Genomic DNA, 12,033 nt, shown 5'->3' with positions numbered 1-12,033 from the left:
TTGTTATACGGTTTTCATACCCCGAGGTTGATTCAACTTCTAGTAATTTTTTCACCCGGACCACCAAATGAAGCCTCAACGGGCAGATATCGTGGGGTTTTCGGCCATTTTCGCCACGAGTGAGTCTTTGATGCAACGGGTGCAGCGATGCCCCCGCGCGCCCGGTGGCACCGCCGCTGGCTGGGTCGGCGGGGCGTTTATGGGTTGACGCAACGCAGGCACGGCAACACAGTCGCAAAGGTTTTCCGGCAGCCCGAAGAGGACGTAGTGACGACACAACTTTCCGATACCGTTGCGCTTCTTGGCGATCTGATCGCGTTCCCGACCGTCTCCGAGGTCAGCAATCTGGACATGATCGCCTATCTTGCCCACCGGCTGGAGAGCGAGGGGGCGCGGGTCGAGATCTTTCACGACGAGATCGGGCATAAAGCCAATCTTTTCGCCACGATAGGGCCGGATACAGATGGCGGCATCGTGCTGTCGGGCCATTCGGACGTGGTGCCTGTGGATGAACAGGACTGGGCCAGCTATCCGTTCGAGATGACCGAGCACCAGGGGCTGCTCTATGGGCGCGGGGCTTGCGACATGAAGGGGTTCATCGCCGCCGCCGTGGCGATGGCGCCCTATTTCCGCGAGAAGGTGCGCGACCGGCCGGTGCATTTCGCCTTTACCTATGACGAGGAGGTCGGCTGTCTTGGCGGGCAGGCGCTGGTGGAGAGCCTGAAGGAACAGGGCATCCGACCCGGCGTTGCGATCATCGGCGAACCTACGATGATGCGCATCATCGAGGGGCACAAGGGCTGCTATGAATATACCACGCATTTTCATGGGCTTGCCGGGCATGGCTCATCCCCCGACCGGGGCGTTAACGCGGTGGAATACGCGGTGCGCTATGTCAATCGCCTGCTGGAACTGAAGGACCGCCTGCGCGCCCGCGCCCCGGCGAGCAGCCGGTTCGATCCGCCCTGGACCACGATCAACACCGGCAGTCTTTCAGGCGGGGTGGCGCATAACGTGATCGCCTCGATCGCCAAGCTGGAATGGGAGATGCGCCCGGTGCAGGCGTCGGATGCGCAATTCGTGAAGGACGATCTGCGCAATTATTGCGAAGAGGTGCTGCTGCCGGCGATGCGGGCGGTTTGCCCGGATGCGGATATCACCACCGAGGTCATCGGCGAGGTCGAGGGGCTGGAACCGGCGGATGCCAACGAAGCCAAGGAAATCCTTATGGAATTGACGGGTTTGCGCAGTTGCGAGCTGGTGCCGTTCGGGACCGAGGCAGGGATTTTCCAGCAATACGGGATGTCGGCGGTGGTGTGTGGGCCGGGGTCGATCGATCAGGCGCACAAGCCGGATGAGTATGTTTCGCTGGACCAGTTGCAGCAATGCGTCGATATGCTGGGCCGGTTGGGCGACAAGCTGGCGGCATGAAACCCGTTAGAGAACAGGCGCTTACAATCAGGTCTTGATGAACGTCAGGTAATGGGGCCTGCGCCCTTCGCGCAGGGCCTTTTCCTCGTAACGTGTTGAAATCCAATCATTCCACGGCTCACGCCAATCGGCGGGGCGCTCGGCCAGCCATTCAAAGCCGTGGCGCGGCACCTGCTCGAGCGTCTGGCGCACATAGTCGGGAATATCCGTCGCCACACGAAAAATAGCGCCTTTTTTCAGCACCTTGGACAGAGGCTCAAGATGCTCGGGCGTGACGAAGCGGCGGCGGTGATGGCGCTTCTTGGGCCAGGGATCGGGATAGAGAAGGAAAGCGCGCGAGATGCTGCCGGCGGGCAGAACATCGAACATATCGCGGACATCACCGGGGTGAACCGCTATATTTTGTGCGCCGGAGTCGCGGATCTTGCCGAGGAGCATGGCGACGCCGTTGATATAAGGCTCGCAGCCGATGATCCCGACATCGGGATTGGTGACGGCCTGATGAACCATGTGCTCCCCGCCGCCGAAACCGACCTCGAGCCAGACATCGCGATCCCCGAAAAGCGCAGCGAGATCAATATTTTGGCGCTCGGGGTTCACGTCCCAATCGACTGGGCCGGGTGAGAGTTTGGCGAGGTCCTCGTCAAGATAGGCCTGCTGCGAGGGGCGCAGGCCCTTGCCCTTGAAACGGCCGTAGAAATTGCGCCACGGGGCGCCGGATGGGTGCTTGTCCTGGGTCATGATAACTGTACGAAACGTCCGATTTGTACATGGGTTCTGTACATAAACCCAAGGGTGTGGGCGGAATTTCGTACAGGATGAACGAAATTCCGCAAGTGCCACAAGGTCAGACGGATTTTTTCAGCGTCTCGACGAGGTCGGTTTTCTCCCAGCTGAAGCCGCCATCGGCCTCGGGCTCGCGCCCGAAATGGCCATAGGCCGCGGTGCGCTGGTAGATCGGCTTGTTGAGGTCGAGCGTCTCGCGGATGCCGCGCGGGGTGAGGTCCATCGAGGCGCGGATGGCCTTCTCGATCTCTTCCTCGTGAACTTCGCCGGTGCCGTGGGTGTCGACATAGATCGACAGCGGCTTGGCGACGCCGATGGCATAGCTGAGCTGAAGGGTGCAGCGTTCGGCCATGCCGGCGGCGACCACGTTCTTGGCGAGGTAGCGCGCGGCATAGGCGGCCGAGCGGTCGACCTTGGTCGGGTCCTTGCCCGAGAAGGCCCCGCCGCCATGCGGTGCGGACCCGCCATAGGTATCGACGATGATCTTGCGCCCGGTCAGGCCCGCGTCGCCATCGGGGCCGCCGATGACGAATGTGCCGGTCGGGTTGACCCACCACTCGGTCTTGTCGGTGATCCAATCGGCGGGCAGGACTTCGCGGATGTAGGGTTCGACGATGGCGCGAATGTCGTCGCTGGTCTGACTCTCATGCTCGTGCTGGGTCGAGAGCACGATCTGCATGACCTCGACCGGCTTGCCGTCTTCGTAGCGCAGCGAGAGCTGGCTCTTGGCATCCGGGCGCAGGGTCGGTTCGGCACCGGATTTGCGGGCCTCGGCCAGACGGCGCAGGATCGCGTGGCTGAACTGGATCGGGGCGGGCATGAGAGCGTCGGTTTCGTTGGTGGCGTAGCCGAACATGATGCCCTGGTCCCCTGCCCCGTCACGATCGACCCCTTGGGCGATATGGGCGGATTGTTCATGCAGGAAGTTCAGGACATGGCAGGTGTTCCAGTGGAACTGTTCCTGCTCGTAGCCGATGTCGCGGATGCAGTCGCGGGCGATCTGCTGAATGCGGCCCATGTAGTTGCGCAGCATTTCCTGATCCGAGAGGCCGACCTCGCCGCCGATCACGACCATGCCGGAGGTGGCGAAGGTTTCGGCGGCAACGCGGGCGTTGGCTTCCTCGGAGATGAAGGCGTCGAGGATGGCGTCCGAAATCCGGTCGCAGACCTTATCCGGGTGGCCCTCCGAAACGGATTCGGAGGTGAAGATGTAATTTTGGCGAGACATGTGTGAGTTGCTCCATTGGGTTTAGCCGTCACGCCAGGAAGCCGTTGTGACGGATTGATGTCGTGGTTACGCCCCGCCCGCGGGCGCGTCAATCGCTATCTATGTCGCGCGGTGCGGCGGTGTTGCAGGAAAGACAGCACCAGAACGAAAGCGGCCAATGCGAGAATGGGCGCATCGCCCATACGCGCATAGATTGTAGGCGCCAGCGGTGGCGGCAACCGGACATCGCGCCAGCCCGCCTGCCCAAGCGGGATCGAGTCCACCACGCGCCCCGCCGGGTCGATCAGGGCCGAGACGCCGGTATTGGCGACGCGGATCATCGGCAGCCCCTGTTCGGCGCTGCGCAGGCGCGCCTGTGCAAGGTGCTGGTAAGGCCCGGACACCTGTCCGAACCATGCATCATTGGTGATGAGCAGAAGCATGTCCGGGCGCGCGGGGGCTGCGCGCACGTCCTGGGGAAAGACGCCTTCGTAGCAGATCAGGGGCAGCGCCTGCCCCAGATCGCCAAGATCGACCAGCCGCGCCCCCGGCCCCGGCGAATAGCCGTTGCCCGCCTGGGCGGCGAAGGCCGAGATGCCGAAATGCTGGAGCGTGTCGCCAAAGGGGATGTACTCGCCGAAAGGGACAAGGTGGTGTTTGTCATAAAGCGCGCCGACCTGCCCGGTTTCATCGAGCACCACCAGGGAGTTGAAGAAGCGCTGCCCGTCGATGCGCTGCATCCCCAGCACCACCGGCACGCCATCGGCGGCGTCGGCAATGACGTCGAGCGTGGGACCGGCGCGGTTGAGCAGCACCGGCACCGCCGTTTCGGGCCAGATGATCAGCGAGGGGGGCGGCGCGCCGGTTGTTTCGGGAGGCGCGGCGGTGAAGCGGATCTGACGGTCGAAGAAGACCGGGATCTTTTCGGGGTCCCATTTTTCGTGCTGGGGGGCGTTGGGCTGAATGATGCGCAGGGTGGGCGCGCTGGTATCGGTGGCGGGCGCGGGTGTGAGCATCATGCCGGCGCCATGCAGGGCGGCGAATGCCGCCAGCGTGAAGGCAGCGGCGAGGCGCGGGCCGGTCAGGATGTGCCAGAGCGCAACGGCGGCCGAGGCGACGAGCGCGCTCAGAAGCAGCGAACCGCCGAACGAGGCCCAATGGAGGAAAGGCGTCGCAATCAGGGCATGGCCGGTCTGCGCCCAGGGAAAGCCGGTCAGAAGATAGGTGCGCGCGGCCTCGCCAAGCACGAGGGCGGCGACGAAGGCGGGGGCGCGCCCGCCCGCGCACCGCACCAGGGCGAAGGCGGCGCCCCAGAAGAGCGCGAGCCCGACGGAAAGCCCTATCAGCGCGAAAGGCGCCATCCAGCCATGGCGGGCGATATCGACGAGGAAGGGTTCGACGATCCAGTTGAGCGAGAGCGCGAAATAGCCGCTTCCGGCGGCGAGGCCGATCCAGAACGCGCCTTTCCAGCCGGTTGCAGTCGTGGCGAGGCGCAGCACCGCATAGAGCAGCGCAAGGCCAGCGATGGTCAGCGGCCAGAGGCCCCAGGGCGCCTGCCCGAGCGCCGCCAGCGCCCCGAGAAGCCCCGAGAGGACCAGGCGGTTGCGCGGACGCAGCCCCGCGATCCAGGCGGCGATGCGGCTGGCCCTGCTGTCAGCCATCCGTATGATCGGGCAGGCGGACGCGCAGGCGCTTGATGCGGCGCGGGTCGGCGTCGATCACCTCGATCGAGACGCCGGAGGGATGTTCCACCACCTCGCCGCGCACCGGCACGCGCCCGAGCAGCATGAAGACAAGGCCGCCGAGCGTGTCGATCTCTTCCTCGTCGACCTCTTCGGTTTCAGTCAGCGAGAGGCCGATTTCGGATTCGAACTCTTCAAGCGGGGTCTTGGCCGCGGCGAGGTAGCTGCCGGGACTTTCGCGGGTGAAATACTGATCGTCGTCGATATCGTGCTCGTCCTCGATCTCGCCGACGACCTGTTCGATCAGGTCCTCGATTGTCACGAGCCCGTCGACCCCGCCGTATTCATCGATCACCAGCGCCATGTGGCGGCGTTCGGCCTGCATCTTCTGCAGGAGGACGCCGATGGGCATCGAGGGGGGCACGAACAGAAGCGGGCGCAGCATCTGCTTGAGCGAGAAGCGCCCGCCCTTGCCGTTGAAGCCGTGGCGCAGGGCGAAATCCTTGAGGTGGACCATGCCGATGGGGGTGTCGAGCGTGCCATCATAGACCGGCAGGCGGGTCATGCCGCTGTCGCGGAACATCTCCACCAGCTCGTCGCGGGTGATGCTGGCGGGGACCGAGACGATCTCGGCCTTGGGGATGGCCACGTCCTCGACCGCCATGTCGCGCAGGTTGCGCAGACCCGGCATGCCGCCGAGCGGCGCACCGGCGCCGGATTCCTCTTCGGCCTCGCTGTCGTCGCCGGAGCTGAGCGCCCCGATGATGCGGCGGAAGAAACCGCCATTGTCCTCGTTACCGTCCTGCCCTTCGGGCTGCGCGCTTTGCGCCGCGTTAGAGGAGTCGTCTGTACTGTCGCCCATCGTCTCTTTTTTCCGTTGGCGGGGCGCGGCGCGCCCCTTTCTCGTGGTTCAATATGGGTCACCGACCCCCAGTTTGCCAAGTATGGCGGTTTCGGTTCGTTCCATCAAAGTGGCATCCGGGTCACGGATGTGGTCATAGCCCAGCAAATGCAGCACCCCGTGAACGACCAGATGCGTCACATGGTCCGGCAGGGATTTGCCGCTGGCGGCGGCTTCGCGCTGGCAGGTGTCGAAGGCGATGGCGATGTCGCCAAGGGCGTTGTCGGCATCCGGACCGGTGCCCGGCACGGGAAGATCGGGGCGCGCGCCGGGGGCCGGGGGCGCGAAATCGAGGGCGGGCCAGGAGAGGACATTGGTGGGCGTCGGGCGGTCGCGGAAATCGGCGTTGAGCGCGGCGATGCGGGCGTCGTCGCAGCCAAGCAGCGCGATTTCCCAGGCGTCCGGGTCGAGCCCGAGATGGGCAAGAGCCGCGCGCGACGCGGTCTCGGCGAGCGCGGCGAGATCCACCGCCTGCCAGCGGTCATCCTCGAGAATGGTATCGGTCAGCATGAGTCAGATCCCCGGGGGCGCTGCCCCCGGACCCCCGGGATATTTGCGAACAGAAGAAGACCCATCGCCCGCGCGGGCGGGAGCGTCAAGAGGGGGTATCGGCTTCATAGGCCTCGATGATGGCGGCGACGAGCGGGTGGCGCACCACGTCACGGGCGGTGAAGTAGTTGAAGGCGATGCCGGGAATGTTGCCGAGCAGGCGTTCGGCGTCATGCAGCCCGCTGGTGACGCCGCGCGGCAGGTCGATCTGGGAACGGTCCCCGGTGATGACCATGCGCGAGCCTTCGCCGAGGCGGGTGAGGAACATCTTCATCTGCATGGAGGTGGCGTTCTGGGCCTCGTCGAGGACGACGAAGGCATTGGCCAGCGTGCGCCCGCGCATGAAGGCGAGCGGCGCGATCTCGATACGCTTTTCCTCGATCAGCTTGGCGAGCTGCTTGCCGGGCAGGAAATCGTTGAGCGCGTCGTAAAGCGGCTGCATGTAAGGATCGACCTTTTCCTTCATGTCGCCGGGCAGATAGCCGAGCTTCTCGCCCGCCTCGACGGCGGGACGGCTGAGGATGATGCGGTCGACATGGCCTTCGATGAACATCGACACGCCCACCGCCACGGCGAGATAGGTCTTGCCGGTGCCCGCCGGGCCGATGCCGAAGCCGAGTTCGCTGGCGAAGAGCGACTTCACATAGGCCTTCTGCGCGTCGGTGCGCGGTTCGACCAGTTTCTTGCGGGTCTTGATCTCGACCCGGCCGCCGCGGAACATTTCGAGCTGATCGCCGTCGCGGGTGCCGGTCTGATCCGCGCCCGCGCCCATGCGCAATTCGCGGTCCACGTCACCCGATTCGACGCTCTTGCCGGTTTCGAGCCGCTGGTAGAGCGCCTGGAGCACCTCGATCGCCTCGCGCGCGACGCTTTCCTCGCCGACGACGGCGAGCTGGTTGCCGCGGCGCAGGATCTGGACGCCGAGATTCTGTTCGATTTCCGCTAGGTTACGGTCATATTCGCCGCACAGGTCGATCAGCAACCGATTGTCAGGGAACTCTACCAACGCTTCGTGAAGCGTTTCGGGGCCGGGAGGCGATGGCAGTTCGGTCGTGACCAAGCAAATCTCCTGCGAACGAGTGTCTGGAAAGGATGGTGCCAAGTGGCGCGAGAAGGTGCAAGCGTGTTGGTGGAAATGTCATCGTTCCGAAACAAAAAAGCCGCAGGCGGGTGCCTGCGGCCATTTTTTTCACCCAAGCGGCGCGATGTCAGAGAAGGTCCGCGAGACCGCCGCCACGCTTGAAGTCGCCGGTGGCCACGGTGGGCGGTGCGACGCCCGAGCAGACCGGCTTGCCATAGCGGTCCGTCCGGGCCGAGAGGTAGCCCTCGACGCCGTCGTCGATGATCCAGTGGTCGCAACCGTTGGGATCGACCCAGATGCCGGCCTGGAGCTGGCTGAGATGCTTGGAATCGTTCCCCCTGTCGCGGGTCTTGTCGGGGCCGACAGAGGAACAGGCCGCCAGAAGGCCGATGGCGGGAAGGATCAATGCGATTTTAAAGTTTCTCATGGTTACAACCCCTTCAGCGCCAGCACATGATTTCGACACGGCGGTTCTGCGCCATGCCTTCGGCAGTATTGTTGGATGCCTTGGGCATCCGCTCACCGTAACCCCGCACCGAGGTGATGCGGGCGCCCATCGAGCGGGCCACGCTGGCGACCGCGTCGGCGCGGCGCTGCGAGAGGCGCATGTTGTATTCATCCGAGGCGCGGCTGTCGGTATGGCCGACGATCGAGTAGGAGACCGCGTTGGCGCTGCGGAAGAACTGTTGCAGATGGGCGCGGCCAGAGGCACCGATGCGGGCGCTGTCGGTCGCGAAATACTGATCGGTTTCGATGGTGCCGCAGAGATTGACCTCGTGGCAGACCGGGCGGCCATCGCGGGTCACATGGGGCGACATGTAGCCTTCGGCGCCGTCATCCATCACCCAGTGTTCACAGCCATCGGGATCGATCCAGATGGTAGGGATATATTGCTCGCCCTTGACGGTGCGCTGCTGCGCGATCCCGGCATCGGCGGTTACCGCAAGTCCCAGGGCAATGGCGGCCAGGCCCCCCAGAACACCTCGTACGCTTTCGTAATACTGTCTCGCCACGGCAAGTGCCCCTTCTACTTGTGCAGACGCTGCGCGTTATCAGGGCCACACTCGCCCCGCCGCGGCAGCTATTGCCAGTTTTACCAACCGGGGCGGTAAAGTGAAGGTATTTTATCGGCTTATTGTTGCTCTTGTGACAACAATGCCCTGAAAACGCCACAATTGGGGTCAGGCGGCAGCCAAAGCCGCCGCCGGAGGGCGCTCGCCTCTCAGCGGGCGGCGGTGCCGGTCAGCCGCCCGGCCAGCGAATTGGGGCCGCTCGCGGTGATCTCCACCTCGGCGAGGTCGCCGGGCGAAAGGGCGCAGTCGTCCACATGGACCGCGTGGAGGTAATCCGACTTGCCGACCATCTGCCCGTCGAAGCGGCCGGGTTTCTCGAACAGAACGCCGACACGGCGCCCGACCATCGAATCCTGCGCGGCGCGCTGGTGGTGGGTGATGCGCGCCTGCAGGCGCTGCAAACGGTCGGATTTCACATCCTCGGCCAGCTGTTCGCGCTCGGCCGCCGGGGTGCCGGGGCGGGTGGAATACTTGAACGAGAAGGCATAGCCGTATTTCACCTCTTCGATCAGGTCGAGCGTGGCCTGGAAATCGGCCTCGGTTTCCTCGGGGAAGCCGACGATGAAATCGCCCGACATCAGGATGTCGGGGCGCGCGGCGCGGATGCGTTCGATCAGGCGCAGGTAGCTTTCGGCGGTGTGCTTGCGGTTCATCCGCTTGAGGATGCGGTCGGAGCCCGACTGCACCGGCAGGTGCAGGTAGGGCATCAGTTTCTCGCAGGTGCCATGCGCCTCGATCAGGTCGTCGCTCATGTCGTTGGGATGCGAGGTGGTGAAGCGGATGCGCGCGAGCCCGTCGATGCCATCGAGCGCGTGGATGAGCCGCGCCAGCGACCAGTCGGCACCGTCCGGCCCGGTGCCGTGATAGGCGTTGACGTTCTGCCCCAGCAGGGTGATTTCACGCACCCCGCGATCCACCAGTTCGCGCGCCTCGTCGAGGATGCGGGCGGCAGGGCGGCTGGCCTCGGCGCCGCGGGTATAGGGGACGACGCAGAAGGCGCAGAACTTGTCGCAGCCCTCCTGCACGGTCAGGAAGGCTGTGGGGCCGCGGCGCGCCTTGGGGCCGCGGGATTTCAGGGACTCGAACTTGTCGTCGAGCGGGAAATCGGTATCGAGCGCCTTTTCACCGCTGCGGGTGCGGGCCTCCATCTGGGGCAGGCGGTGATAGGATTGCGGGCCGACCACGAGATCCACCAGCGGCTGGCGGCGCATGATCTCCTCGCCCTCGGCCTGGGCGACACAGCCGGCGACGCCGATCTTGAGGTCGGGATTGCCATCCTTGAGGCTGCGCAGGCGGCCAAGTTCGGAATAGACCTTTTCGGCGGCCTTCTCGCGGATATGACAGGTGTTGAGCAGGATCATGTCTGCATCATCGGGGCTGTCGGTTTCGACATAGCCGGCGCCGCCCATGGCCTCGGCCATGCGCTCGCTGTCATAGACATTCATCTGACAGCCATAGGTCTTGATGTAGAGTTTCTTCGCCTCGGCCATGAGGGCGGCTCCTGCGTTTGTGTCAGGGGGTTGGGTTACATCGAATCCGGGGTGTCTTGCAATGCGTGAAGAATTGGCGGAGTCTGCGCCAAAACGGATGAGTGCGATGCGGTATTCGAGCCTGGACGATTTTCTGAAATACGGTGGCGAGGCGCTGGCCAAGGGGCCGGTGGCCGTGGTGCTGGTGGAGGACGAGGTCGAGTTGGGATCGACCATGCGCCACCATCTGGATTGCGGGTTCCGCGAGGTGCTGGTGCTCATGCCCGAGGCCTTTGCCCTGCCCGAGGACGTGGCGCCCAAGCTGCGGCGGATCGACCATGACGTGACCCTGCGGGGCGACGGGATCGCGGCGATCAACCGGCTGATCGCGGCGGCGCCGGGGATCTGGATGTATTACTGCTACAATGCGGAATACCTGTTCTATCCGTTCTGCGAGACGCGCACGGTGGGCGAGATGCTGAGCTTTCACGCCGAGGAGCGGCGCGATGCGATGCTGACCTATGTGGTCGATCTCTATGCCGGGGATCTCGGGCGCCATCCCGGCGCGGTTTCGCTGGAAGATGCGCATCTGGACAGGTCGGGGTATTACGCGCTGGCGCGCAACGACGCGGGCCATCACAACCACCCCAAGGAACGGCAGCTGGATTTCTATGGCGGGCTGCGCTGGCGTTATGAGGAGCATATCCCCGCGCCGCGCCGCAAGATCGACCGGATCGCGCTGTTTAGGGCGCGCGACGGGCTGACCCTGCGCGAGAACCACACGTTTTCCGACGAGGAATACAATACCTATGCCTGCCCCTGGCATCATAACCTGACGGCGGCGATCGTGTCGTTCCGCACCGCCAAGGCGCTGAAGCGAAACCCCGGATCGACCTTCGATATCGACACGTTCAAGTGGCACAACTCGACCCCTTTCGAGTGGCATTCGCGCCAGTTGCTGGACCTTGGGCTGATGGAACCGGGGCAGTGGTTCTGAGGTGACAGCCTGCCGGTGACTCCCGAGCCCCTGCCAGACGTTTCGCCCGTGACCGAAGCGTTGATGCTGGGCGGTGGGGGCGAATGGCGCTAGGCTGGCGGCATGACGAGCGAACCCAGACTGGACATCATCGGCGCGGCGCTGGGCGATCCCAGCCGCGCGCGTATCCTGTGCGAATTGATGGACGGGCGCGCCTTTACGAACAAGGAGCTGGCCAGTGCCGCCGGGATCACGGCGCAGACCGCGAGCGCGCATCTCGGCCGGTTGGGCGGTGCGGGGCTGACGACATCGCTGCGCAGCGGGCGCCATGTCTATTACCGCATTGCCAGCGCCGAGGTCGCCGAGGTTCTGGAGGCGCTGGCGACCCTGTCGCCGAGGGATCACCTGGCGCGGACCGGGCCGAAGGGCGATGACACGCGGCGCGCGCGCAGTTGTTACAACCATCTGGCCGGGCGGCTGGGCGTACAGATCGCCGAGCGGCTTTGCGCGATGCAGGTGCTGGAACACGAGGGCGAGAGCGAGGCGCTGCGCCCCGGCGCGCGATACGGCGGGTTCGTCAGGGAACTGGGGCTGGATGTTGCACCCCGAAGAGGCGCGCAGCCGGTGGCGCGGCTGTGCCTCGATTGGAGCGAGCGGCGGCATCATATATCCGGGCCGCTGGCGATCGCGATCATGCAGAAGGCGCTGGCGATGGGCTGGCTCGAGCGGCGCAGGGCCAGCCGCGCACTGATCGTCACCGCGCCGGGCGTCGATGCCTTCGGGCGCTGGTTCGGGCTGTCGCGCGACGATCTCGAGCAAGAGTTCGACCGATAGCGAAGCGTCTTTTCGCCGGGGTGCGCCAGGGCGTGCCAAGCTGA

Annotated in this window: 12 protein-coding genes and 1 riboswitch; of the genes, 3 read left to right on the top strand and 9 right to left on the bottom strand. The window is 64.8% G+C overall.

Going from position 1 to position 12,033, the window contains the following annotated elements; all coding sequences use genetic code 11:
• The first annotated feature begins 267 nt into the window (after positions 1–267).
• Entirely contained in the window at positions 268–1,431 is a 1,164-nt protein-coding gene (gene argE / locus ROH8110_RS02350; protein WP_245962767.1) for an acetylornithine deacetylase, read from the top strand.
• 27 nt (positions 1,432–1,458) lie between these two features.
• On the opposite strand, the gene trmB is transcribed toward argE, so the two are convergent.
• The 9 genes from trmB to miaB form a co-directional block, all read right to left on the bottom strand.
• Complete coding sequence (trmB, locus tag ROH8110_RS02345; protein WP_085816167.1) at positions 1,459–2,172, bottom strand: tRNA (guanine(46)-N(7))-methyltransferase TrmB; 714 nt, start codon at positions 2,170–2,172, stop codon at positions 1,459–1,461.
• 106 nt (positions 2,173–2,278) lie between these two features.
• Positions 2,279–3,445, bottom strand: coding sequence for a methionine adenosyltransferase (gene metK, locus ROH8110_RS02340; RefSeq protein WP_085816166.1), 1,167 nt, complete (start codon positions 3,443–3,445; stop codon positions 2,279–2,281).
• Between the two features lie 8 nt (positions 3,446–3,453).
• A riboswitch (SAM-SAH riboswitch) is annotated at positions 3,454–3,501 on the bottom strand.
• 39 nt (positions 3,502–3,540) lie between these two features.
• On the bottom strand, positions 3,541–5,085 hold the full coding sequence (gene lnt / locus ROH8110_RS02335; protein ID WP_085816165.1) for an apolipoprotein N-acyltransferase: 1,545 nt from the start codon (positions 5,083–5,085) through the stop codon (positions 3,541–3,543).
• Positions 5,078–5,968 (bottom strand): transporter associated domain-containing protein, encoded by an 891-nt coding sequence (locus tag ROH8110_RS02330; protein ID WP_085816164.1) that lies wholly within the window; start codon positions 5,966–5,968, stop codon positions 5,078–5,080. The genes lnt and ROH8110_RS02330 overlap by 8 nt, the downstream gene beginning before the upstream one ends.
• Before the next feature lie 48 nt (positions 5,969–6,016).
• Positions 6,017–6,517, bottom strand: coding sequence for an rRNA maturation RNase YbeY (gene ybeY / locus ROH8110_RS02325; protein ID WP_085816163.1), 501 nt, complete (start codon positions 6,515–6,517; stop codon positions 6,017–6,019).
• An 85-nt stretch (positions 6,518–6,602) separates the two neighbouring features.
• The gene (locus ROH8110_RS02320) at positions 6,603–7,616 is read right to left on the bottom strand and encodes a PhoH family protein (protein ID WP_085816162.1); all 1,014 of its coding nucleotides are present in this window, start codon (positions 7,614–7,616) and stop codon (positions 6,603–6,605) included.
• Positions 7,617–7,764: 148 nt separating this feature from the next.
• Positions 7,765–8,064: a hypothetical protein gene (locus ROH8110_RS02315; protein ID WP_085816161.1), complete on the bottom strand. Its 300-nt coding sequence runs from the start codon at positions 8,062–8,064 to the stop codon at positions 7,765–7,767.
• Positions 8,065–8,077: 13 nt separating this feature from the next.
• Positions 8,078–8,650, bottom strand: a complete 573-nt coding sequence (locus ROH8110_RS02310) for an OmpA family protein (RefSeq protein WP_370738106.1) — start codon at positions 8,648–8,650, stop codon at positions 8,078–8,080.
• 209 nt (positions 8,651–8,859) lie between these two features.
• Positions 8,860–10,200: a tRNA (N6-isopentenyl adenosine(37)-C2)-methylthiotransferase MiaB gene (gene miaB / locus ROH8110_RS02305; RefSeq protein WP_085816160.1), complete on the bottom strand. Its 1,341-nt coding sequence runs from the start codon at positions 10,198–10,200 to the stop codon at positions 8,860–8,862.
• Between the two features lie 106 nt (positions 10,201–10,306).
• Between miaB and ROH8110_RS02300 the strand changes: the two genes are divergently transcribed.
• Together ROH8110_RS02300 and ROH8110_RS02295 are read left to right on the top strand one after the other, a co-directional pair.
• The gene (locus tag ROH8110_RS02300; RefSeq protein WP_085816948.1) at positions 10,307–11,176 is read left to right on the top strand and encodes a glycosyltransferase family protein; all 870 of its coding nucleotides are present in this window, start codon (positions 10,307–10,309) and stop codon (positions 11,174–11,176) included.
• A gap of 102 nt (positions 11,177–11,278) precedes the next feature.
• Positions 11,279–11,989, top strand: a complete 711-nt coding sequence (locus tag ROH8110_RS02295; RefSeq protein WP_085816159.1) for an ArsR/SmtB family transcription factor — start codon at positions 11,279–11,281, stop codon at positions 11,987–11,989.
• The last annotated feature ends 44 nt before the right edge of the window (positions 11,990–12,033 follow it).

Source organism: Roseovarius halotolerans, from assembly GCF_900172255.1.
In the GTDB taxonomy this organism is placed as follows: Bacteria; Pseudomonadota; Alphaproteobacteria; order Rhodobacterales; family Rhodobacteraceae; genus Roseovarius; species Roseovarius halotolerans.
The sequence above is the reverse complement of the archived record's forward strand: the minus strand, read 5'-3'. Positions and strand labels throughout refer to the sequence as shown.